Source organism: Frigoribacterium sp. ACAM 257, from assembly GCF_007954365.1.
In the GTDB taxonomy this organism is placed as follows: Bacteria; Actinomycetota; Actinomycetes; order Actinomycetales; family Microbacteriaceae; genus Frigoribacterium.
Map to the genome: position 1 here is coordinate 397,902 of NZ_VOLO01000003.1, position 22,625 is coordinate 420,526.

The 22,625-nt window shown below is 73.3% G+C and carries 24 protein-coding genes and 1 tRNA gene; 19 read left to right on the forward strand and 6 right to left on the reverse strand.

Features of this window, described 5'->3' with window-relative positions:
* Window positions 1-32 precede the first annotated feature (32 nt).
* The 5 genes from ES689_RS15655 to ES689_RS11715 are packed head-to-tail and all read left to right on the forward strand — an operon-like array spanning window position 33 to window position 7,292.
* A complete protein-coding gene (locus ES689_RS15655; protein ID WP_223269580.1) occupies window positions 33-3,002 on the forward strand; it encodes an Rne/Rng family ribonuclease in 2,970 nt (989 codons plus the stop codon).
* Window positions 3,003-3,020: 18 nt separating this feature from the next.
* Window positions 3,021-3,890: a hypothetical protein gene (locus tag ES689_RS15915; protein ID WP_223269563.1), complete on the forward strand. Its 870-nt coding sequence runs from the start codon at window positions 3,021-3,023 to the stop codon at window positions 3,888-3,890.
* Between the two features lie 58 nt (window positions 3,891-3,948).
* A complete protein-coding gene (locus tag ES689_RS11705) occupies window positions 3,949-5,004 on the forward strand; it encodes a permease (protein ID WP_223269564.1) in 1,056 nt (351 codons plus the stop codon).
* Window positions 4,997-5,905: a TIGR03943 family protein gene (locus ES689_RS16060; RefSeq protein WP_305038355.1), complete on the forward strand. Its 909-nt coding sequence runs from the start codon at window positions 4,997-4,999 to the stop codon at window positions 5,903-5,905. The genes ES689_RS11705 and ES689_RS16060 overlap by 8 nt, the downstream gene beginning before the upstream one ends.
* Window positions 5,886-7,292: a hypothetical protein gene (locus tag ES689_RS11715; protein ID WP_146904543.1), complete on the forward strand. Its 1,407-nt coding sequence runs from the start codon at window positions 5,886-5,888 to the stop codon at window positions 7,290-7,292. The genes ES689_RS16060 and ES689_RS11715 overlap by 20 nt, the downstream gene beginning before the upstream one ends.
* A 43-nt stretch (window positions 7,293-7,335) precedes the next feature.
* Here ES689_RS11715 and ES689_RS11720 read toward each other — a convergent pair whose 3' ends face one another.
* Window positions 7,336-7,608 (reverse strand): DUF4031 domain-containing protein, encoded by a 273-nt coding sequence (locus tag ES689_RS11720; protein ID WP_146904546.1) that lies wholly within the window; start codon window positions 7,606-7,608, stop codon window positions 7,336-7,338.
* A 252-nt stretch (window positions 7,609-7,860) separates the two neighbouring features.
* On the opposite strand from ES689_RS11720, the gene obgE reads away from it, so the two are divergent.
* From obgE to ES689_RS15920, 10 genes are all read left to right on the forward strand, one after another.
* Window positions 7,861-9,396: a GTPase ObgE gene (gene obgE / locus ES689_RS11725; RefSeq protein WP_146904549.1), complete on the forward strand. Its 1,536-nt coding sequence runs from the start codon at window positions 7,861-7,863 to the stop codon at window positions 9,394-9,396.
* Window positions 9,393-10,229, forward strand: coding sequence for a glutamate 5-kinase (gene proB, locus ES689_RS11730; protein ID WP_146904552.1), 837 nt, complete (start codon window positions 9,393-9,395; stop codon window positions 10,227-10,229). The genes obgE and proB overlap by 4 nt, the downstream gene beginning before the upstream one ends.
* Before the next feature lie 35 nt (window positions 10,230-10,264).
* Window positions 10,265-11,545 carry a glutamate-5-semialdehyde dehydrogenase gene (locus ES689_RS11735; RefSeq protein WP_146904555.1) on the forward strand — a complete coding sequence of 427 codons (1,281 nt, stop codon included), beginning with the start codon at window positions 10,265-10,267 and terminating at the stop codon, window positions 11,543-11,545.
* Between the two features lie 34 nt (window positions 11,546-11,579).
* Window positions 11,580-11,798, forward strand: a complete 219-nt coding sequence (locus tag ES689_RS11740; RefSeq protein ID WP_146904558.1) for a hypothetical protein — start codon at window positions 11,580-11,582, stop codon at window positions 11,796-11,798.
* Window positions 11,799-11,815: 17 nt separating this feature from the next.
* Window positions 11,816-12,451, forward strand: a complete 636-nt coding sequence (nadD, locus tag ES689_RS11745) for a nicotinate-nucleotide adenylyltransferase (RefSeq protein ID WP_123548624.1) — start codon at window positions 11,816-11,818, stop codon at window positions 12,449-12,451.
* Entirely contained in the window at window positions 12,448-13,683 is a 1,236-nt protein-coding gene (locus ES689_RS11750) for a hypothetical protein (RefSeq protein WP_146904560.1), read from the forward strand. The genes nadD and ES689_RS11750 overlap by 4 nt, the downstream gene beginning before the upstream one ends.
* Before the next feature lie 45 nt (window positions 13,684-13,728).
* Window positions 13,729-14,136: a ribosome silencing factor gene (gene rsfS, locus ES689_RS11755; protein ID WP_146904563.1), complete on the forward strand. Its 408-nt coding sequence runs from the start codon at window positions 13,729-13,731 to the stop codon at window positions 14,134-14,136.
* Window positions 14,137-14,193: 57 nt separating this feature from the next.
* A complete protein-coding gene (locus tag ES689_RS11760) occupies window positions 14,194-14,901 on the forward strand; it encodes an AAA family ATPase (protein ID WP_146904566.1) in 708 nt (235 codons plus the stop codon).
* A 121-nt stretch (window positions 14,902-15,022) separates the two neighbouring features.
* A tRNA-Ala gene (locus ES689_RS11765) sits at window positions 15,023-15,095 on the forward strand.
* Between the two features lie 331 nt (window positions 15,096-15,426).
* A complete protein-coding gene (locus tag ES689_RS15920; protein WP_223269565.1) occupies window positions 15,427-16,173 on the forward strand; it encodes a general stress protein in 747 nt (248 codons plus the stop codon).
* Between the two features lie 105 nt (window positions 16,174-16,278).
* On the opposite strand, the gene ES689_RS11775 is transcribed toward ES689_RS15920, so the two are convergent.
* A complete protein-coding gene (locus ES689_RS11775; RefSeq protein ID WP_146904569.1) occupies window positions 16,279-17,178 on the reverse strand; it encodes an SDR family oxidoreductase in 900 nt (299 codons plus the stop codon).
* Window positions 17,179-17,293: 115 nt separating this feature from the next.
* Here ES689_RS11775 and ES689_RS11780 point away from each other — a divergent pair, with 115 nt between their 5' ends.
* Complete coding sequence (locus ES689_RS11780) at window positions 17,294-17,557, forward strand: hypothetical protein (RefSeq protein WP_146904572.1); 264 nt, start codon at window positions 17,294-17,296, stop codon at window positions 17,555-17,557.
* Window positions 17,554-18,018 carry a MarR family winged helix-turn-helix transcriptional regulator gene (locus ES689_RS11785; protein WP_146904574.1) on the forward strand — a complete coding sequence of 155 codons (465 nt, stop codon included), beginning with the start codon at window positions 17,554-17,556 and terminating at the stop codon, window positions 18,016-18,018. The genes ES689_RS11780 and ES689_RS11785 overlap by 4 nt, the downstream gene beginning before the upstream one ends.
* Before the next feature lie 33 nt (window positions 18,019-18,051).
* On the opposite strand, the gene ES689_RS11790 is transcribed toward ES689_RS11785, so the two are convergent.
* On the reverse strand, window positions 18,052-18,363 hold the full coding sequence (locus ES689_RS11790) for a hypothetical protein (RefSeq protein WP_146904577.1): 312 nt from the start codon (window positions 18,361-18,363) through the stop codon (window positions 18,052-18,054).
* 385 nt (window positions 18,364-18,748) lie between these two features.
* On the opposite strand from ES689_RS11790, the gene ES689_RS11795 reads away from it, so the two are divergent.
* Entirely contained in the window at window positions 18,749-19,234 is a 486-nt protein-coding gene (locus ES689_RS11795) for a gluconokinase (RefSeq protein WP_223269582.1), read from the forward strand.
* A 65-nt stretch (window positions 19,235-19,299) separates the two neighbouring features.
* Here ES689_RS11795 and ES689_RS11800 read toward each other — a convergent pair whose 3' ends face one another.
* Window positions 19,300-19,869, reverse strand: a complete 570-nt coding sequence (locus tag ES689_RS11800; protein WP_146904583.1) for a GNAT family N-acetyltransferase — start codon at window positions 19,867-19,869, stop codon at window positions 19,300-19,302.
* A gap of 25 nt (window positions 19,870-19,894) precedes the next feature.
* Window positions 19,895-20,395, reverse strand: coding sequence for a DUF4188 domain-containing protein (locus ES689_RS11805; protein ID WP_146904586.1), 501 nt, complete (start codon window positions 20,393-20,395; stop codon window positions 19,895-19,897).
* 113 nt (window positions 20,396-20,508) lie between these two features.
* Between ES689_RS11805 and ES689_RS11810 the strand changes: the two genes are divergently transcribed.
* A complete protein-coding gene (locus ES689_RS11810) occupies window positions 20,509-21,177 on the forward strand; it encodes a MerR family transcriptional regulator (protein ID WP_146904589.1) in 669 nt (222 codons plus the stop codon).
* Here the strand turns inward: ES689_RS11810 and ES689_RS11815 are convergent.
* Window positions 21,174-22,568: an MFS transporter gene (locus tag ES689_RS11815; RefSeq protein WP_146904592.1), complete on the reverse strand. Its 1,395-nt coding sequence runs from the start codon at window positions 22,566-22,568 to the stop codon at window positions 21,174-21,176. The genes ES689_RS11810 and ES689_RS11815 overlap by 4 nt on opposite strands.
* Between the last annotated feature and the right edge of the window lie 57 nt (window positions 22,569-22,625).

Genomic DNA, 22,625 nt, shown 5'->3' on the forward strand with positions numbered 1-22,625 from the left:
CCGACGGCGGGTCGAGGAGCACACCAGCAGTGGTGGACAAGAACGACAACGACAGAGACGGCCAGCCGAAGAAGAAGAGGGGCCTGTTCGCCGGGCTCCTGTCGCGCCAGGTGCCCGCACCGGCGACGACCGCGCGCCGCGCGCTCGGCACCGCCCCCCACGACCGGAACGACGACGCCCAGGAGGCTTCCCCCGTGACCACCGAGAAGGAGGTCGGGGCCGAGGCCGCGACCAGCAGCGACAGCACCAGCACCGGCATCGACACCGCCCGCCCCGCGCAGCCGGAGGCCGTGGTCGACACCGAGGCCGTCCAGGCCGACATCGCGGCCGTCGCGCCGCCGCGCGCGGAGGCCCCGGACGACGACGACGCTGCCGCCGCAGCCGAGTCGGGGCCGATCCCGGCCCAGCTCACCACGACGAGCCTGATCTTCCACGCGCCCGAGATCCTGCCCCTGCCGGCTCGGCCGGGCCGTCGTCGCCACGACGACGAGTGGGACGACCGTGACGACCGGGACGACGACGACCGCGACGAGCGTGACGACGACCGTGACGACGACGACCGCGACGAGCCGCAGCGAGGCACCTCCCGCCGTCGCCAGCGCGGTCGCTCGCAGGACCGCGAGGAGCGCGACTCCGAGCAGCGCCAGGGCGGCGACCGCGGCGACCGTCGTGAGCGCCCGCAGCGCCAGGTCGAGCTCATCACCGAGCCGCAGCGCATCAAGGGGTCGACCCGTCTCGAGGCGAAGAAGCAGCGTCGCCGCGACGGCCGTGACGCCGGCCGCCGCCGCACCGTCATCACCGAGGCCGAGTTCCTCGCCCGCCGTGAGAGCGTCGACCGCAAGATGATCGTCCGCTCGTCGGGCGACCGCATCGAGATCGGCGTCATGGAGGACGGCACCCTCGCCGAGCACTACGTCGCCAAGGCGCAGAACGTCTCGCTGATCGGCAACGTCTACCTCGGGCGCGTCCAGAACGTGCTCCCCAGCATGGAGGCGGCCTTCGTCGACATCGGACGCGGCCGCAACGCGGTGCTCTACTCCGGCGAGGTCGACTGGGACTCGCTCTCGAACGGCAACCAGCCCCGCCGCATCGAGCTCGCCCTCAAGCCCGGCGACCGCGTGCTCGTCCAGGTCACGAAAGACCCGGTCGGCCACAAGGGCGCGCGCCTCACCAGCCAGATCTCGCTGCCCGGCCGCTACCTCGTCTACGTGCCCAACGGCTCGATGAACGGCATCAGCCGCAAGCTCCCCGACACCGAGCGCGCCCGCCTCAAGAAGATCCTGAAGGAGGCGCTCCCCGAGAACGCGGGAGTCATCGTCCGCACCGCGGCCGAGGGCACCACGGAGGAGCAGCTCACCCTCGACATCACGCGCCTGACGAACCAGTGGGCCGACATCAGCAGCAAGGTCGAGGCCGGCAACGCCCCCGCGCAGCTGCACTCGGAGCCCGACCTGCTGATCAAGATCGTCCGCGACGTCTTCAACGAGGACTTCCACGAGCTGGTCATCGACGGCGACGACGCCTACGACACCCTGCAGTCGTACCTGTCGGCCGTCGCTCCCGACCTGCTCGACCGCGTCAAGCGCTACGAGGGCGACCGCGACGCGTTCGACGAGCACCGCCTCAACGAGCAGATCGAGAAGGCGCTCGACCGCAAGGTCTGGCTGCCGTCCGGCGGTTCGCTCGTCATCGACCGCACCGAGGCCATGACGGTCGTCGACGTCAACACGGGCAAGTTCGTCGGCTCCGGGGGCAACCTCGAGGAGACGGTCACGAAGAACAACCTCGAGGCCGCGGAGGAGATCGTCCGCCAGCTGCGCCTGCGCGACATCGGCGGCATCATCGTCGTCGACTTCATCGACATGGTCCTCGAGTCGAACCGCGACCTCGTGCTCCGCCGCCTGGTCGAGTGCCTGAGCCGCGACCGCACCAAGCACCAGGTCGCCGAGGTCACCTCGCTCGGCCTCGTGCAGATGACGCGCAAGAAGCTCGGCCTCGGCCTGGCCGAGTCGTTCGCCGAGGCAGGCAGCGCCGCTCGCGTGCAGGAGCAGCAGCCCCGCAAGGGCCAGGAGCAGCGTCGCCGAGGCGGCGCCCAGGCAGGCAAGCAGGGCGGCTCGACCGGCACCTCCGGCGGTCAGGGGCGCGGCTCGGGCGGTCAGGGCGGCTCGTCGGCGCACCCGACGACCGGCACCCACGCCATCACCGACGACGTCAAGAACGCCCTGTCGCGCATCGCGGCGTCGACGATCGCCCACGCGGAGGACGGGACCCGGCCGGCCGACGGCGACAGCGCCGCCACGGCGGCGGCCGCGGTCGAGGCGGCCATCGACGCCGCCGCTGCCTCGGTGTCGTCCTCACGGCCCGACGAGGCCCAGGACGACACCTCCGACGAGCCGCGCCGCAGCCGTGGCGGCCGCAAGGGCCGTCGGGGCTCGCGCTCGCGCGACGCCGAGCACGGCGACCAGCAGGGCGGCCAGCAGGCCGAGCAGCAGGCCGACCAGCAGGGAGGCGGACGGCGCGGCGCGCAGACCGGCGACCAGCCCGGCCGCGGGTCGTCCCCGACCGCCGAGGCGCCGACGTCGGCACCCGTCGTCGAGGCGCCGGCTGCCGAGGCCGCTCCCGCGGCGGCTCAGCAGGCACCTGCCGCTGCGACTGCCCTGGCGCCCGCCGCTGACGAGCCCACGGCCCCGGTGAAGCGCGGCAGCCGCCGGGCGGCGTCGACGGCCACGGTCACCCCCGAGGCGTCCGTCGCGATCCTCGACATCCCGGTCGCGGCGACCCGACGCGAGCCCCGCAAGATGAGCACGCACGACGCCGAGCAGATCCTCGACAGCGTGCTCGGCGCGCTGCCGGAGCCGAAGCAGCCCGGACAGGGCCGGGGCCGCTCGCGCCGCGCCTCGAGCTCGGGCACGACGACGGCAGCCCCGTCGGCGGACTCGTCCGAGCAGGGCGACGGCGGGCCGTTCATCCTCGGCGTGGGTGTCAGCTCCGACGAACTGTGACTCGTCTAGGGTGACAGCGTGACTCCGACACCGCAGCCCGACGCGGCGACCGACCGGTCGTCCCGTCGGGCTGCGGTGTTCGTGCGCCGGGCGGTCGTCGGGGTCCGCGGCCTGCGGTCCGACCAGGGCAGGCAGCGCCTCCTCGCCGCCGCCACCGCCCTCGGCGTGCTGCTCGTGGCGCGCTTCGCGCTCGGCCTCGCGGCGCTCGTCGGGTCCGCGCTCGGCTTCTCGGTGACGCCCTGGCCGAGCGACTTCACGTCGACGCCGGTCGGGCAGTTCCTCGGCAGCTTCGTGCTGTACCCGTTCCCGTTCTACCTGGTCGCCTTCGTCGTGCTCCTCCTGGTGCGCCCCGTCGACCCCGCGCTGTCGCTGCCGCGCGTGCTGCGCCACGGCCTCGTCGCGGGCGCCGCCGGCACCGTGGCCCTGGCGGTCGTCGGCATCGTGCCCGGGGTGGCGGCGTCCCTGAGCGGCGGCACCTGGGTCAACCTGGCCCTCTACCTCACGACCATCCCGTTCGCCGCCGGAGTCGTCGACACGGCGCTGCTGCTCGTCGGCGTCGTGCTCGCGTGGCACGCGGCCCGTTCGGCGACGCCCGCCGTCGGCTCTGCCGCCGACGATGCCGTCGCCGACGAGTCCCTCGTCGACGCCGGCGCGATCGCCGAGGAGGCGCCCGCCGGCCTCGGGGACGCCGTCCCGCAGCCGGCACACGAGCCTGCCCCCGCGCGGCACGACGTCACGTCCGAGGACGGCCCCGCGGGGTCGGCCCGGCCGGCTGCGGTGCCGCCGCCGGCCCGCGCGACCCGGCCCACGCCTCCTCGAGGCACCTCCGCCGCCGACGACTGGTCGCGCTTCGCGCCCCCCGCCGCCGACGACGGGGACGACCGGTGAGGGCTCCGCTGCGCGAACGCGACGTCCTCCACCGCGCCGCCGACGACGGGGACGGGCGGTGAGCGCACCGCTCCGCGAGCGCGACGCGCTGCGCCGAGCCGCCCACGAGCACGCGCCTGCCCGGCGGTCCCGCCGAGGGCCGCTGCTCGCCGTGGGGATCGGCATCGCCGTGCTGCTGCTCGTGCTGCGGCTCGCCAGCCCGGCCCTCGGCTCCCAGCTGCTGCCGGACACCCTGCAGGACTTCGTCACCCTCACGATCAGCGTGATCGTCGAGTCGGTGCCGTTCGTGCTGCTCGGCATCGTGCTGTCGATCATCGTGCAGGTCTGGCTCCCGCAGGCCTTCTTCACCTCGTGGCTGCCCCGCCAGCCCCTGCTGCGTCGTGCCGTCATCTCGTTCCTCGGCATGTTCCTGCCGGTCTGCGAGTGCGGCAACGTGCCCCTGGCACGCGGGCTGGTGCTCAAGGGCTTCACGGTCTCCGAGTCGATGACGTTCCTGCTGGCCGCCCCGATCCTCAACCCGATCACGATCATCACGACGCACCAGGCCTTCGGCTGGAGCGACGGCATCCTCGTCGCCCGGCTGGCCGGCGGGTTCCTGATCGCGAACCTGATCGGCTGGCTCTACAGCCGTCACCCCGACCCCGAGAGCCTGCTCACCCGGTCGTTCGCGGCCGAGTGCGCGCTGCCGCAGGAGCACGGCCACAGCAGCGCCTCGAAGCTGCGCGAGAGCGTCGAGCTGTTCCGCCGCGAGATGTCGACGATGATGCCCGCCCTGTTCATCGGCGCGGCCGTGGCGGGCGGCATCCAGACCGCGGTGCCCCGCTCGGTCCTCGTCACGCTCGGCAGCAACCCGGTCTGGTCGGTGCTCGCGATGATGGTGCTGGCCTTCGTCATCTCGCTCTGCTCCAACGTCGACGCGTTCTTCGTGCTGCCGTTCGCGTCGACCTTCATGCCCGGCGGCATCGCCGCGTTCCTCGTCTTCGGGCCGATCATCGACGTCAAGATGCTCGCGCTGCTCCGCACGACGTACCGACCGCGCACCCTCGCGCAGCTGACCCTCGTGGTGGCGCTGACCAGCGCCGCCATCGGACTGGTGGTGAACTACTTTGCCTGACTCCTCCTCCCGCACGCCGTTCCGGCTCGACGCCGTCTCGCGCCTGGCGGACCGCTGGCAGGGCGTCCTGCTGACCCTCGTGGTCGGCATCTCGACGCTGTGGCTCTCGGCGACCGGGCAGCTCGTGCTCTACATCCACCCGCGCTACGTCGTGTTCACCGTGATCATGATCGCGATCGGCATGGTGCTGTCGCTCGGCGTGCTCGTCCTCGCGCCGTCGTCCCGCGACGGGAGCGACGCCCACGACCACGACGGGCAGGGCCACGACGGGCACGACCACGACGCGCACGCGCAGGCCGACCACGTCCACGGCGACGAGCTGCGCGCCCCTGCCGAGCGGCCCCGCCGTCGCCGTCGAGGCCGGGCCGTGGCCCGTACCTCAGCCGTGGCCGCAGGCGCCCTCGTGACCACCGCCGTCGCCGTGTCGCTCGTCGTCCTGCCTCCGGCGACGCTCACGAGCGCGACGGCCGGCCAGCGCGACGTGAACTCGTCCACCGCCTCCCTCGCGGGCACCAGCGTCGAGGACGCCGCGTCCGCCGACGCCGACGCCTACGCGGCGTTCTCCGTGCTCGACTGGGCCGGCCTGCTGCGCCAGACCAGCGACCTGTCGTTCTTCGAGGGCAAGACCGCCGACGTGGTCGGCTTCGTCGTCCCGGCCGGCGACGACCCCGACGTCTTCTACGTGTCGCGCTTCGTCGTCACCTGCTGCGCCGTCGACGCGCAGCCGGTCGGCGTGCCCGTGCACCTCGTCGACTGGCAGGGCCAGGTGTCGGCGGACGAGTGGCTCGACGTCTCGGGCGGCTTCCAGACGAACCCGAGCCGCACGTCGAGCGACCCGATCGCCCTGGTGCCCGACGAGCTCGAGAAGGTCGGCCAGCCGAGTGACCCCTACCTCTACTGATCTCTGGGCGGCTGACGGCGATCTCGACGAGGCGGACCGGCACGCCCGGCAGCGACGCCGCTTCGTCGCGCTCGTCGTCGTGCTCGCGCTCGTCTGCACGGTGTTCGGCGTGCTCACGCACCTGCAGGGGCCGAAGCTGACCGACGTGCAGGTCGACACGACGGCCGTCGTCGACCGGTCCGGCCAGCAGCTGCGCCTGTTCGCGAACCAGCCCGTGGCGCACGTCGACCCCGACCAGGTGTCGGTCTCGCCCGCCGCCGACTTCCGGGTGCAGACCTCGGGCGACGTCGTCGCCGTCGAGTTCGCGGACCGGCTTCGCTACGGCACCGACTACACCGTCACGGTGCAGGGCGTCTCGAGCGTCTACCAGCGCCAGGACTCGACGCTCAGCACGACGTTCAGCACGGACCCGGCCGTCACCTGGCGCGTCGTGCACGGTGCCGACGGAGCCGACGACGTGCTCGAACGGGCTCCCCTCCTCGGAGGCGGCGAGCGGACCCCGATCTGGTCGGCTCCCCGGATCCAGGCGTTCGAGGCCTTCGACACGGCAGTGGCCGTCGTGACCGACGACGGCGAGCAGTCGACCCTGAGCCTCGTCTCGGACGACGGCGTCGCGGCCGAGACCCTGCCGCTGCCCGAGGGCACGGGGCTGATCACGAAGCTGGGCGCCGACGCCGCCACGACCACCCTCGCGTTCTCCTGGCGGCCGCAGGGCTCCGAGCAGGAGCTGCTCTACACGCTGCCGCTGCAGGGCCAGCGCGCCGTCGCCCCCGTCCTCTCGCTCGCGGGCCAGCCCGTGTCCGTGCTCGACTGGGCGGTCGTCCCGGGCCAGGCGAGCCTCGTCGCCCAGGCAGGCGACGAGCAGGTGGCCCTGTACGACATGGCCGGCACCGCGCCTCCTCGTCCCCTCGGCACGTTCGTCGCCCTGCAGGGCGTCTCGCTCGACGGCCGCGGCATCGTGGCGGCCACGGCGCTCCAGGCGTTCCGCGTCGACCTGGCGACGGGGGAGCAGACGCCGATCCCGTTCTCGGCGGTCGAGGGCGGCACGCCCTACCGGGGCGACCTCGTCGCCGTCGCCGCGACCGACTACGTGCAGCAGGTGGCCGTGCCGGCCGACGGCGGGGCCAGCTTCACGAACCTGATCGTGTACGACGACGAACAGGAGGCGCGGGTCCTGTTCCGCCCCGCGGGCGAGTCGTCGCAGATCGAGGGATTCTCGGTCTCGCCCAACGGGCAGTACCTGGCCGTCGAGACCGCCTCGGCGGACGACACCACCGACTACAGCTACACGATCGACCCCGTGCCGCAGGGGACGACCACCACCGTCGTCGACGTCGAGACCGGGGCCGTCGTCGCGAGCTTCACGGGGCACGCGGCGGCCTGGTGACCCGCGGGCAGGACGGCGCGCTCGCGGGCGCCGCAGGGGGCGGTCAGAGGCCGCGCTTGACCCGCTGCGAGACGCGCAGGCCGCTGCGCTCGAGCCGGCGGGCGAGATCGAGGCCGGTGACGGGCTGGGCCCCGGCCGCGACGAGGTCGTGCCAGCGCGACTCCGGCACGTCGTAGTGGTCGTGGTCGAAGCCCCGGCGGGGGATGTCCTGGGCGGCGGCGAAGGCGTGCAGCTCGTCGTACGACGCGTCGCTGACCAGGTGGGCCCAGACGGTGTCGTGGGCGGGCCAGATCGGCTCGTCGATCAGGATGGTCACGCGCCGATGCTAGTCGGGCGGCCGTCGCGTTGACCGCCTCCGACCGGCCCTGTACCATCACAGGTTGGTGCTCACCCGGCCCAGGTGCGCCCGGCTCCGCGGGAGCCCGTGAGGCCACAGGGCCTGTCGGGACACCATGTCGCCTCCGTCCGCCGACGGCGAGGCACCACCGCACGGCCCGACACCGGTCGCCCGTGCGCGACAGACCCGGTGCAGCGCGCGCCGGCACCAGAGCTAGAAGAGACCGATTACATGGCCACATTCGTCGACCACGTGACCCTCCACCTGCGAGCAGGCAACGGGGGCAACGGCTGCGTCTCCGTCAAGCGCGAGAAGTTCAAGCCCCTCGCCGGCCCCGACGGGGGCAACGGCGGCAACGGCGGCGACATCGTGCTCGTCGCCGACGCTGGAGTGACCACGCTGCTCGGGTTCCACCGGGCGCCGCACCGCTCGAGCGACAACGGCGGCCCCGGCATGGGCGACCACCGCAGCGGCACCCAGGGCCAGGAACTGGAGCTCGCGGTCCCGCTCGGCACCGTCGTCAAGACGGTCGACGGCGACGAGCTGATCGACATGACCGAGCACGGCATGCGCTACGTCATCGCCGAGGCCGGCATCGGCGGGCTCGGCAACGCCGCGCTCTCGTCGACCAAGCGCAAGGCGCCCGGCTTCGCGCTGCTCGGCACGCCCGGCTGGCAGGGCGACGTGCTGCTCGAGCTCAAGGTCGTCGCGGACATCGCGCTCGTCGGCTACCCGTCGGCCGGCAAGTCGAGCCTCGTCGCCGCGCTCTCGGCCGCGAAGCCGAAGATCGCCGACTACCCCTTCACGACCCTCCACCCGAACCTCGGCGTCGTCGAGTCGGGCGAGACCCGGTACACCGTCGCCGACGTGCCCGGCCTGATCGAGGGCGCGAGCGAGGGCAAGGGCCTCGGCCTCGAGTTCCTCCGCCACGTCGAGCGATGCTCGGCGCTGCTGCACGTGCTCGACTGCGCCACGCTCGAGCCCGGCCGCGACCCGCTGACCGACCTCGAGATCATCCGTCGCGAGCTCGAGGCGTACCCGGTGCCCGAGGGGCAGACGCCCCTCCTCGAGCGCCCCCAGCTGATCGCCCTCAACAAGGTCGACGTGCCCGACGGCCGCGAGCTCGCCGACTTCGTGACGCCCGAGCTCGAGGCCCGCGGCTACCGCGTGTTCGAGATCTCGGCCGTCAGCCACGAGGGCCTCCGCAACCTCTCGTTCGCCCTCGCCGAGGTCGTCGAGCAGAGCCGCGCCGAGATCGCGGCCCGGCCCGCGCCTCCTCGTCTGGTCATGCGCCCCCGCGCCGTCAACGAGAAGCCCTTCGTCATCAAGGTCGAGGGCGGCACGTACGGCAACGTCTACCGGATTCTCGGCCAGAAGCCCGAGCGCTGGGTCGTGCAGACCCAGTTCAACAACGAGGAGGCGGTGGGCTACCTCGCCGACCGGCTCAACGCCATCGGCATCGAGGACGCCTTGTTCAAGGCAGGTGCGCAGGCCGGCTCGACCGTCGTCATCGGCCCCGAGGGCGGCATCGTCTTCGACTGGGAGCCGACGCTGACCTCGACCGCCGAGCTGATGACCTCGGCCCGCGGCACCGACCCGCGCCTGATCAAGAACGACCGCCCGACCCGCAACCAGCGCCGCGAGGACTACTTCGAGCGCATGGACGCCAAGGCCGAGGCCCGTGCCGAGCTGCAGCGCGAGCGCGCCGCCGGTCTCTGGACAGACGACGAGGGCTTCCTCGTCAAGGAGGGCGACGAAGAACGATGAGCGCCGAGGGCCCCGCCGAGACCCTGCTGCGCCCCGGCGGCGAGCCGGTCGTCGCCGCCAGGGCGGACATCGCCCGGGCGCGGCGCATCGTCGTCAAGGTGGGGTCGTCGTCGATCAGCGGCGACGCCGCCCACCAGATCGAGCCGCTCGTCGACGCCCTGGCAGGCGCGCACGCCCGCGGCGCCGAGGTGGTGCTCGTCTCGTCGGGCGCGATCGCGACCGGCATGCCGCACCTGCGGCTCGACTCGCGGCCGACCGACCTCGCGACGCAGCAGGCGGCCGCGGCGGTGGGCCAGAACGTGCTCATCTTCCGGTACCAGCAGAGCCTCCGCCGGCACGACATCGTCGCTGGCCAGGTGCTGCTCACGGCCGGCGACATGGCCGACCCGACTCCGCGCAGCAACGCACAGCGCGCGATGGGGCGCCTGCTCGAGCTGGGGATCCTGCCGATCGTCAACGAGAACGACACGGTCGCGACCCAGGAGATCCGGTTCGGCGACAACGACCGGCTGGCCGCCCTCGTCTCGGAGCTGATCGGGGCAGACGTGCTCGTGTTGCTCAGCGACGTGGACGCGCTCTACACGCGCCCGCCGCACGAGCCCGGCGCCGTGCGCATCGACGACGTGACCCAGGGCGACGACCTGGCCGGGGTGACGTTCGGCGAGGCGAGCTCGACGGGGGTCGGCACCGGGGGAGCAGGCACGAAGGTGGCCGCCGCGCGCTACGCCGCAGCGGCCGGCACGCCCGTGCTCGTCACCTCGGCGGCGAACGTCGCCGAGGCGCTGGCCGGCGCCCCGGTGGGCACCTTCTTCGCGGCGGCGCCCCGCAGCTGACGCTGCTGCTGCCGCCGTCGCCGTAGGCTCCAGGGATGTCGTCGACCGTCGCCCCGTCGTTCACCGAGACCCTGCGCTCCGCGAAGGCCGCGTCCGTCCGGCTCGCGACCCTGACCGCCGCCGAGAAGGACGCCGCGCTGCACGCGATCGCCGCGGCGCTGGTCGCCGAGGGGCCGCGCATCGTGGCCGCGAACGAGCTCGACCTGGCTCGTGCGCGCGACGAGGGGGCCAGCGACGCCCTGCGTGACCGCCTGCGTCTCGACGCGGCCCGGCTGGAGTCGCTGGCGGACGCCGTGCGTCTCGTCGCCGGGCTCGTCGATCCGGTGGGGGAGAGCCTGCGGGGCCGTGTCCTGCCGAACGGCCTGAGGCTCGACCAGGTCCGCGTCCCGTTCGGCGTCGTCGGCGTCATCTACGAGGCCCGGCCGAACGTCACGGTCGACATCGCCGCCCTGGCCCTGAAGAGCGGCAACGCGGCCGTGCTGCGCGGCGGCAGCGCGGCACGTGCGACGAACCAGGTGCTCGTCGAGGTCCTGCAGGAGGCGCTGGTCGGGTCGGGCCTGCCCGCCGACGCGGTCGTCACGATCGACGAGCACGGCCGGGCCGGGGCCGCCGAGCTGATGCGGGCACGGGGCCTGGTCGACGTGCTCGTGCCGCGCGGCAGCGCCGAGCTGATCGAGACCGTCGTGCGTGAGTCGACCGTGCCCGTGATCGAGACCGGGGCCGGCGTCGTCCACGTCTTCCTCGACGCGTCCGCCGACGAGGCGATGGCCGTCGACGTCGTCCTCGACGCCAAGGTCAGCCGGCCGAGCGTCTGCAACGCGCTCGAGACCCTGCTCGTGCACGCGGACGCGGCCGACCGCCTGCTGCCGCCGGTGCTGGGCGCCCTCCGCGCCTCCGGCGTGACGGTGCACGGCGACGAGCGCGTCGTGCGCGACTTCCCCGACACGGTGGCGGCGACCGACGCCGACTGGGCCGCCGAGTACATGAGCCTCGACCTGGCCGTGCGCGTCGTGGCCGACGTGGACGAGGCGATGGCGCACATCGCGCGGTGGTCCACGCACCACACCGAGTCGATCCTCACGAACGACCACGCCGTCGCCGAGCGGTTCCTCAAGGAGGTCGACAGCGCCGTGGTCATGGTCAACGCCTCGACCCGCTTCACCGACGGGGGAGAGTTCGGCTTCGGCGCCGAGGTCGGCATCTCGACCCAGAAGCTGCACGCACGGGGCCCGATGGGGCTGCCGGAGCTCACGAGCACCAAGTGGGTCGTTCGAGGGCAAGGCCAGGTGCGCGGGCCGGCCCGACCTCGCGGCTAGACTGTCGGGGATCGCCCCTCGGAACGGAGAACCCATGCTCGACGTCGCCCTCCTGGCCGCAGCCCACGAAGACCTCGCGCCGCTGATCGCGCCTCCCGTCGTCATCGCCGCCACGTTCGGCCTGTTCTTCCTGTTCCTCGGCTACGTCGTGTGGAGCTACCGCGACGTCGCGAACCGCTCGCCGCGCAAGGCGAAGACGCAGGCGCACCACGACGGCCCCATCGACGAGTTCGGCCACCCCGAGCAGCACTGACCGGGCGGCACCGCACCATGGTCGGCACGACGCCCGCGACGAGCACCCCCGGGGCGTTCGTCACGGGCCGCCGACCCCGCGTGGGGATCATGGGCGGCACCTTCGACCCGATCCACCACGGGCACCTCGTCGCCGCGAGCGAGGTCGCGCAGTCGTTCCACCTCGACGAGGTCCTCTTCGTCCCGACGGGCCAGCCGTACATGAAGTCCGGCGTCAGCGACAGCGAGCACCGGTACCTCATGACGGTCGTGGCCACCGCCTCCAACCCGATGTTCACCGTCAGCCGGGTCGACATCGACCGTGACGGCCCGACCTACACGATCGACACCCTCCGGGACATCCGGGCGCAGAGGCCCGACTCCGAGCTGTTCTTCATCACGGGCGCCGACGCCGTCGCGCAGATCCTCGACTGGAAAGACGTGCGCGAGCTCTGGGACCTCGCGCACTTCGTCGCGGTGACCCGACCGGGCCACGACCTCAGCGTCGGCGGCCTGCCGGAGAGCGACGTAAGCTTGCTCGAGGTCCCGGCCCTCGCCATCTCGTCGACCGACTGCCGCGCTCGGGTGGGCCGTGGGTTCCCGGTGTGGTACCTGGTTCCTGACGGGGTCGTCCAGTACATCTCCAAGCACCACCTGTATCGGAGCAACGCATGAGCACGTCCGACGAGCAGCCGCTGACCCGGCGCCAGATCCGTGAGCGCGAACGTGCCCGCGAGGCAGGCCGCGCCGTCGCCGAGGGCACCGCAGGAGGCGCGCCCGTCGAGGGCTCGACGCCAGGGTCCGCCGCTGCCCCGGTCGCCGCGTCCGTGCCCGCCTCGGCCCCGCAGGCCGACGCCGCGCCCGTCCCGACGGCGGCGCCCGTCCCGGCGTCTGCGCCGACCCCTCCTCCTGCCTCGGTCGCCGGCCCCGACGGTCTGACCCGTCGGCAGATGCGCGCCCAGCGCGCCGAGCAGACGGGGCCGTCCGCACCGGTCCCGCTGCAGACGCCCGGCCCCGAGCCCCGTCGTCGCCTGGTCGACGCGCTGAGCACGGTCGACGAGATCGTCGCGCCCCTGGACGAGAGCGCCCCGGCCAGCGCGCGGCAGTCGGTCGGCGACCACTCGTCCGGCGTGCCGAGCGCGACTGCCGAGAGCGGTGCAGGCGCCGTGTCCGACGCCGATGCCGAAGGTCGTGCGCCCGGCCCGCGTCGCACGGGGCAGCCGTCCCCGACGCCTACCCCGACGTCGGCCGAGCCTGCCGCGGCGCCCACCTCGGCGCCGTCCGTGTTCCCCCTCGACCTCGCCGAGTCCCGTCCGGCCTCGGCCTCGACCCCCGTCGACGGCGACCCGGGCGTCAGCTCCTCGCCGACCGCGTCGTCGGCGTCCGGCTCGGTCGCCGAGCCCGCACCGGCGTCCGCCCCCGAGCCGAGCGGCTTCGTGCCGCCCGTCGGCCACTGGACGACGCAGTCGGACGAGCCCGACGGCGACACGGCTCCCGGCCGCGCCCTCGGCACCCACACGGGCCAGACGAACGCGCTGATCCTCACCGACCAGCAGGTCGCCGACGTGACCGGGGCGCTCAACGCGACCGGCGAGATCATCATCACGGGCTCGATCGACCTGCCCCGCAGCCTGGGCGCCACGGGCTCCCAGGCCCGCATCGACAACTCCGACATCGACCGCCTGCTCGAGCAGGGCGACGCCGAGAGCGCCGAGACCGACGCGGCGCCCGTGCGGGCCAGCCGGGCCATCAGCACCCACACCTCGACCCGGTCGGTGGTCCTCGCCGCCTCGCAGCCCGCCTCCAGCAAGGTGCCCCTGATCCTGGGGATCGGCGGGGGCATCCTCGGAGCAGGTATCATCGGTGTCGTCATCGCCGGGTTCGCCACGGGCATCCTCGGCGGCTGACGCCGCCGTCGTCCCGTCCCGGGGCGACCCACCCCGAAGGAATCCGTGACAGCCACCCCTCGTGCCATCGAGCTCCTGCAGATCGCAGCCCGCGCCGCCGACGACAAGCAGGCCGAGGACCTCGTCGCGCTCGACGTCTCCGAGCCGCTGGCCCTCACCGACGTGTTCCTCCTGGCCTCCGGCCGCAACGAGCGGAACGTCGTCGCCATCGCCAGCGAGATCGAGGACAAGATGCTCGAGGCCGGCGCCCGCACCCTGCGTCGCGAGGGGCGCGCCGAGGGCCGCTGGATCCTGCTCGATTTCGGCGACGTCGTCGTCCACGTCTTCCACGACGAAGACCGCCAGTACTACTCGCTCGAGCGCCTGTGGAGCGACTGCCCGGCGATCCCGCTCGACGTCGTGACCGCCTCTTCCGCCGAGGCTGCCTCGGCTCCCGCGTCCACCGAGGCCTGAGCCCGCGCGTCCTCGACGCGTCGCGGCGGCGTCGGTGGTGCGTGCGAGCCTGACGTCATGATCATCGACCGGGTCCGCGTGCCCCAGGCGCTCGTCGCCGACCCCGTCGAGTGGCCGTTCACCGTCCCGGCCGTCGCTGCGCTGGTGGGAGCGGGCGTGTCCCTCGACGCGCCCGTGACGTTCCTCGTCGGCGAGAACGGCAGCGGCAAGTCGACGATCGTCGAGGCCCTCGCCGAGGCGTGGGGCGCAGACGTGCGTGGTGGTCGGTCGCACGGCACGTACTCGTCCGAGCTGGAGCCGTCCGAGCTGGGTGCCGTGCTCGAGCTCGGACGCACGCCGACGGGCAGCCGCATGGTCGGACGCCGGGCCCGGGGGTACTTCCTCCGGTCCGAGACGGCGCTCGACATGTTCTCGAGGTACGAGAAGCGCGACCCGGGGTTCCACGACGTGAGCCACGGCGAGAGCTTCCTGCACGCCTTCGACGCCCGCCTCGCCGAGAAGGGGCTGTACCTGCTCGACGAGCCCGAGGCGGCGCTCTCGTTCAGTGCGTGCCTGCAGCTGATGGGCACGCTCGCCGACGTGGTCGACTCCGGCGGGCAGGTCGTCTGCGCCACCCACTCGCCGGTGCTCACGGCCCTGCCGGGCGCCTCGGTGCTGCAGCTCGGCGAGCGGGGGATCGAGCGGACGACGTGGGGCGAGCTCGACCTCGTGCAGCACTGGCGGGCGTTCCTCGGCGACCCGGGGCGGTACCTGCGGCACCTCTGAGCCGCGGGGCGGGGCGGGGCGGCGGGCCCTGCCGGCAGGTGTACTTGCGACCTCGAATTCTGTAGTAAGGTTGACGAGTTGCTTCGGCAGCGGAAACACGAGCAACACAGCAACACGATCTGGGTCTGTGGCGCAGCTGGTAGCGCACCTGCATGGCATGCAGGGGGTCAGGGGTTCGAGTCCCCTCAGATCCACCGAGAAGCAACACGACACGGCGTCGACGCGAATGGCCTCACCTCAGGGTGGGGCCATTCGTCGTTCGCCCCTCCTTGACGCCTGCGCCCCGGTCCTGCCCCTCGGCCCTCTCCTCATTCAGGAACATGGGTCCTGAGCCGGTGCTGTGCAGGACCGGGAGTCCTGCACCGTGCACGATTCGGGAGCCGCCCGGGCCGAGTTCCTGAATCGTGACGAGCAGACCAGGCGGCTCGCAGGAGGCGCGGGTCGGCACGCGCCGGGAGCCGCGTCGGCCTGGACGTGCGCTGTGCATCGGCTCCACGCGGGAGGCGGACGCGGTAGACATCAAGCATGAGCAACGAGCAGCCTGGCCAGACCCCCGTCCCCGACGACGACGCGACCCGCGCCTCCGGGACGCCGACGGGCGCGGACCGTCCCCGTCCTGCGTACGGCGAGTACGCGCCGACTCAGGCAGGAGGCGCCGCGGCGCCGACCGAGCAGCCTCCCGTCGGTCGGGGTGCGTCGGACGGTGCGCCGTACGGCGCACCGCAGCAGGGTGCGCCGTACGGCGCACCGCAGCAGGGCTCCCCGGCCTCGACCCCCACCACCGGCACACCCGGTCCGAAGGGCATCGGCGCCTTCGCCGGCGAGGGGCACCCGCAGACGCTCGCGACGTTCACGCGCTACGAGGACGCGCAGTCCGCCGTCGACCTGCTCAGCGACGAGGGCTTCCCCGTCGAGAGCGTGTCGATCGTCGGCCACGACATCCGGACCGTCGAGAACGTCGCCGGTCGCCTGACGACCGGCAAGGCCGCAGCACGCGGTGCGGCCGGCGGTGCGTGGTTCGGGCTCTTGCTCGGCCTGCTCTTCAGCATCTTCGCCCCGGGCGTCGCGTTCATCGGCGTGCTGCTGATCGCCCTCGGCGCCGGAGCCCTGTGGGGTGCGCTCTGGGGGGCGGTCGGCCACGCCGCCACCCGCGGTCGTCGCGACTTCGCCTCGGTCAAGACGATGGAGGCGGGTCGCTACGAGGTCCTCGTGCGCGGCGAGCTCTCCGCCCGCGCGCACCAGGTGCTCGCTCAGGGCCGCAAGGTCGCCTGACGGCTGTCTCGAGAAGCGAGGCCAGCTCCAGCGCCGGCACGACGAAGGGCCCCGCACCAGCGGGGCCCTTCGTCGTGCCGGGGCCGAGCCCGTCGGCTCGGCGCCTCACGGCGTGACCATGCCGCCGTTCACGTTCAGCGTCTCGCCCGCGACGAAGCTCGACTCGGCGCTGGTGAGGAACACGTACGCCGGGGCCTGCTCGGCGGGCTGGGCTGCGCGCCCCATCGGAGACTCGCTCGAGCCGAACTCGGGCAGCGTCTCGGGGTCGACTCCCTGCGTCACCTGCAGCACGGACCAGGTCGGCCCGGGAGCGACGACGTTGACGCGGATGCCCTTGCCGACCAGCTGCTGGGCGAGTCCCTTCGAGAAGTTGTTGATCGCGCCCTTGGTCGTCGCGTAGTCGAGCCGGTCCGGGGCGGGCGTGTAGGCCTCCAGCGACGCCGTGTTGACGATGGTCGACCCGGGCTGCAGGTGCGGCAGCGCGGCCTTGATGATCCAGAACGGCGCGTAGACGTTGGTCTTGAAGGTGCGGTCGAACTGCTCGTCGGTGATCTGGTCGATCGACTCCTGCCAGACCTGGACGCCGGCGACGTTCACGATCGCGTCGAGACCGCCCATGCCGTCGACGGCCCGCTGCACGAGCTCGCGACAGAAGGAGGCGCTGGTCAGGTCGCCGGGGACGGCCACGGCCTTCTGCCCGGCCGCCTCGATCAGCGACACGACGTGGCGCGCGTCCTCCTCCTCCTCGGGCAGGTAGGAGAGCGTGACGTCCGCCCCCTCGCGGGCGAAGGCGATGGCCACGGCTGCGCCGATGCCGGAGTCGGCGCCGGTGATCAGCGCCCTGCGACCGGTCAGGCGTCCCGTGCCGCGGTAGGTGTCCTCGCCGAGGTCGGGGACGGGCGTCATGCGCGACTGGAGCCCGGGCTCCGGCTGCTGCTGCACCTCCGGCCTGATCACGGGGTAGAGGGTGCGGGGGTCGTCGAAGGTGTACTGATCGCGGGTCATGCACCCGTGATACGCCGTGGGGCTGGCCGCCTGCTCAGCGCGGGCGGGTGCCGGGGTACGCGAGGACGCCTCCTCGATCGACGTGTGGGGCACCAATCGTTGGTACGCTAACGGCATGGCATCCAAGAGATCCTCCCGCGCCGGGCGCGAGCCCGGACACGAGCACGGCAGCTGGTTCGGCGACGCCGTCGAGCGGATGAACGGGCGGCTGCGTCCCTACATCGGCGGGGCTCAGCTGGGCATCCGCGACGAGGCGCCGGTCGTGGTGCCGGCGCACGGGGGCGCGTGCCCCCTCTGCGGCCGCCCGATGGACGAGCACGTCGTCGACCGCTCCGGCCCGCGCACGATGCTGCACTGCCCGCGGGACGCAGGCGAGTGAGCGCCTCGGCCCGCGCCTCCGTGTCGGACGACCCGCTCGCCCTCGAGAGCCAGATCTGCTTCGCGCTGTCGGTCGCCTCCCGAAGCGTGGTGTCCGCGTACCGCCCCGTGCTCGAACCGATGGGCCTCACGCACCCGCAGTACCTCGTGATGCTCGCCCTGTGGGAGCAGCAGCCCCTGGCGCTCCGCGACCTCGCCCGGCTGCTGCGGCTCGACCCGGGCACCCTGTCTCCGCTGGTGAAGCGGCTCGAGGCGCAGGGCATGGTCACCCGCGGGCGCAGCACGGACGACGAACGCGCGTTGTCGATCGAGCTGACGGCGGCCGGCGTCGCCCTCCGCGAGCAGGCCGAGTCGATCCCCGAGCGCATGACGGCCAGGCTGGACGTCACCCGCGACGAACTGGTGCTGCTGCACCGCACGATGTCGAAGCTGATCGCCGCCGCCGAGGCCGCCGAAGCCTGAGCGGACGGCAGGGCCCGTGTTCCGCCGCCGCGGTCAGCGCAGGGGCTGCGGCGCCACGGCGGGGCGCGACCACCGGACGTCGACGGGCCGCCCGACCACGCGCGCCTCGATCTCGCTCCGGAACGACTCGACGAAGTGCGCGGCCGAGCGCTCGTCCGAGACGACGACGTCGAGGCGCAGCGAGCGGAGCTCGTCGGTCACGAGCACGGGGCCGTCGCAGAAGCGCAGCAGGTACTGGTGGGACTTCACCGGGATGCTCTCCCAGTGCCGCCGGAGGCTCGTCTCGAGCTGGCGCACGGAGTCGATGCCGTCGGCCTGCCGCACCTCGGCGCTGATCGCGATCATGCGGGCATCGTGCACACCGCGAGCGACGCGCACGTGAACGCGAGGTGACGGCCTGCTGTGCGGCCGACCAGCGCCGCGTCCCGTCGGTCGCCCGGCACCCGCCACCCGGCACCCGGCACCCGATTCGTATTACCATTGGCCCGAGAGCGGCGCCGACGCCTCTGCGTCGTCGGCCGGCCCGCAGCCCCATCCGACGACGAGATCGCACGGTCGCGACCTCGAGAGGACACGACATGACCACCCCGAGCCCCGCGCCCTTCCCCTCCGCCCCGGACGAGGTCCGCTGATGGCGAGCCTCGAGAACGCGGGCGCCGCCTCCTCGGCGCCGCTCGTGCCGGGGTCGGCCCGCCACCCCGCGCACGACTCCGACCCGGTGCTCGTCGTCATGGGCGTGTCGGGGTCGGGCAAGTCGACCGTCGCCGCACTCGTCGCCGGTCGCCTCGGCTGGGACCTCGCCGAGGGCGACGACCTGCACCCCGACGAGAACGTCGCCAAGATGGCCGCGGGCCAGCCGCTCGACGACGACGACCGAGCGCCCTGGCTCGACACGGTGTCGTCGTGGATCGTCGAGCACGCCATGCAGGGCGTGCCCGGCGTCATCACCTGCTCGGCCCTGAAGCGGAAGTACCGCGACGTGCTGCGCGAGCACAACGTCGTCTTCGTCTACCTGCAGGGCAGCGGCGACCTGATCGGCGGCCGCATGGCCGAGCGCTCCGGCCACTTCATGCCGACGACGCTGCTCGACTCGCAGGTCGCGACGCTCGAGCCGCCGCAGGCCGACGAGCGGCACATCGTGGTCGACGCCACCCGCACCCCGGAGGAGGAGGCGGACGACGTCCTCCGCCTGCTCGGCCTGACGCCCGTCGCCTGAAGCGTCAGAGGAGGTCCTTCCCGTACTCGGGGAGGACCTTCCCCGTCGGTTCGCGCGCCTGCCGATCAGGCGCGGGAGTCGCCGGAGGCGCGGGTCGCACGGGAGAGGACGTGCGGCCGGAGGCGGTGGCCGGGCGGCAGGGCCGGGTGCTCGAAGTCGTCGGCCGGGTCGCGGAGGAGGCCGAGCCGCTCCATCAGCGCTCGGGAACGGACGTTGGTCGCGGCGGTGAAGCTGACGACCTCGGGCAGGTCGAGCCCGTCGGGGTCGAGGGCCGTGCGGAGCACCTCGTGTGCGGCCTCGGTCGCGAAGCCCTGGCCCCATGCGTCGCGGCGCAGGCGCCAGCCGATCTCGACCTGGTCGGACAAGGGGCGTCCGCCGACGACCACGTCGACCGCAGGCCGCGACAGCCCGACGAAGCCGAGCAGCTCGTGGTCGGCTTGCCGCTCGACCGCCCAGAGGCCGAATCCGTTCGCCTCGAAGCCCTGCTCGACGCGGTCGATCATCGCGTCGGACTCGGCGCGCGTCCGCGTCGACGGGAAGAACTCCATCACGACGGGGTCGGCGTTCAGCGCCGCGAACGGCTCGCGGTCGGCGTCGCGCCAGCGGCGGAGGAGGAGGCGGTCGGTGGTGAGCACGCGTCGACGGTAGCGGAGCGGCGGTTCACGGCGTCGCCGGGCCGGCGGCTGTGCGGCCGGCAGCGGCGCGGGCACGGGCGGTGTCGGCGCGCGGGCCGACGGGAACGGCCTCCGTCGCCAGGGCGAGGCCGGAGGTGGGCATCCCGACGTACATGCTCTCGGCCCGTTCGACGACGAACGTCTCGTGCCAGATCCCGACCGCGCCCGGCGCCTTGCGGGCCCGGCGGTTGAAAGCGCTCCACGCGGGACGGTGGGCCTGGTCGGCCGAGCCGGCGTAGGCGTAGAGCTTCTCGAGCGAGTCCCAGTACTGCACCAGGACCGGCCCCCGCGAGCCCATGGTCGTGCGGAGGCCGCGCAGGCCCGACTCCTTGTCCCTGAACAGCTCGACGATCATCGGGGTCATCGCGGCGAACACGGGCAGCCACTGGTCCGGCCGCCAGATCTTGTTCACGCGCATGCCGATCAGGAAGACGACGAGCTCGCCCTCGTGCCGGTGGGTCGTCCTGTCGGGGATGACTCTGGTCATGATCTCGCTCCTTCGACGCGTCTGCCGCGGTGGGTGCCCGACCATTGGATAGTGTTGCTCTCCAGTGCGCTCCCATCTTGGAGAGTGCAGCTATCCAATGTCAAGGGGGACCCGTGCGCATCTCCGAGCTCGCCGACGTCAGCGGCGTCCCGATCGCGACCATCAAGTACTACCTGCGCGAGGGGCTGCTGCCCGAGGGCGAGCGCACCTCGGCCACCCAGGCCCGCTACGGGGACGAGCACGTGCGACGGCTGCGGCTGGTCCGCGCACTGGTCGGCCCCGGCGGGCTGAGCGTGGCGCGGGCTCGTGGCGTGCTGGAGTTCCTCGACCTCGAGCACGACTCGGTGGGGGAGGTGCTCGGCGTCGCCCAGCACGCGGTCACGCCCGACGCGCCCGAGGGGGTCGACCACGCCAGGGCCCGCGGCCTCGTCGAGCGCTGGGGCTGGACCGTCGACCCCGGCGACGGTCCGGTGCTGGCCGCGCTCGAGGTCGCCGTCGACGGCCTCGAGGCCGCCGGCTTCGACCTGCCGCCCGAGCGCCTCGACGGCTACGCGCGCGCCATGCACGACGTCGCGGACGCCGAGATCGCGGGGGTCCCGCTCGAGAGCGTCGACGCGGCCGTGCAGTACGTGGTGCTCGGGACGGTGCTGGTCGAGCCGCTGCTGCTGGCCCTCCGGCGGCTCGCACAGCAGGACTCGTCGTGGCGGCGCTTCGGCGACCTCGTCGGCGGGCTGCCGGTGCCGCCTCCTGCGCCGCCTCTTGCGCCGTTTCCTCCGCACTAGGAGGCGCGGCGCGTGCCCCGCAGGCCGACGAACGACACGAGCGAGCTCCCGACGAGCAGCACCGCGACCGCGACGACGACGCGGTGGAACCCGTCGACCGTGAGGGCGCCTCCGGCGATGACCCCCAGGAAGGCGACCGCGACCAGCCCGGCCACTCGCGAGATCGCGTTGTTGACCGCCGACGCGATGCCCGACCTGGCCGGCGAGATGCCGGACAGGACGGCCGAGGTGAGCGGGGCGACCGTCACGGCGAGGCCGAAGCCGAAGAGGACGACCCCGGGCACGACCTGCCACCAGACGTCGATCGGGTCACGGACGAGCAGCATCCAGAGGAATCCGCTCGCGGTGATCAGGGGCCCGATCGTCATGAAGAGGCGCGGGCCGTGCGTCGCGGCGAGCGTGCCGAACATCGTCGAGAAGAGCAGCGAGACGATCGTCGTCGGCAGGGTCACGAGGCCGGCGAGGGTCGCCGTGAGGCCGGCGAGCTCCTGCACGACGAGGGGGATGGTCAGCGTGCCGAGGCTGATCGCGGCGTAGAGCCCGACCGTCGCGAGGTTGCCGACGGCGAACTCGCGGGTGCGGAACAGGTCGAGCGGCATCATCGGCTGCGGCGCACGTCGCTCCCACCAGACGAAGGCGACGAGAGCGGCGACGCCGACGACGAGCGGCACCACGACGAACGAGGCACCGAAGCCGACGCGCTGGCCCTCGATCAGCGCGAAGACCGGGCCGGCGAGGCCGACCGCGGCGAGCACGGCGCCGACGACGTCGACGCGGGCCGGCTGGTCGGGACCGCCGCGGTGCGCGTCGCCGGGGAGGCGCGTCATCAGCACGAGCGTCAGCACCACCGGCACGACGACCACCGCGAAGACCCACCGCCAGCCGAGGGTGTCGACGAGGGCGCCGCCCGCGAGGGGGCCGATGAGGAACGCGACGCCCGTCCAGGCGGTCCACGAGCCGATCGCCCGGCCCTGCGCCGGCCCGGTGAACGTCGACGTGATGAGGGCGAGGCTCGACGGCACGAGCAGGGCCGCCGCGACGCCCTGCAGCGCGCGCGCCGTGATGAGCAGGCCAGGGTCGGGCGCGAGCGCGGCGAGGAGGCTCGTGACCGCGAAGGCGACGAGGCCCGCGCGCAGCACGCGCACGCGGCCGAACGTGTCGCTGAGCGAGCCCGCGACGAGCATCAACGAGCCGAGCGCGAGCAGGTACGCGTCGACGACCCACTGCTGCAGGGTCAGGTCGGCTCCGCTCGCCGGCCCCGCGCCTCCGTCGCCCAGGCCCCGAGCGATCGCCGGGAGCGCGACGGTCACGATCGACCCGTCGAGGAACGCCACGAAGGAGGCGAGGACCGCGACCACGAGGACGATGCGCTGGCCTCGGGCGTCTGTCATCCCCCGAGTCTCCTCCCTGCCGGTGTCGGCCGCGGTCTCGCTCTCACAGCCTGCAGT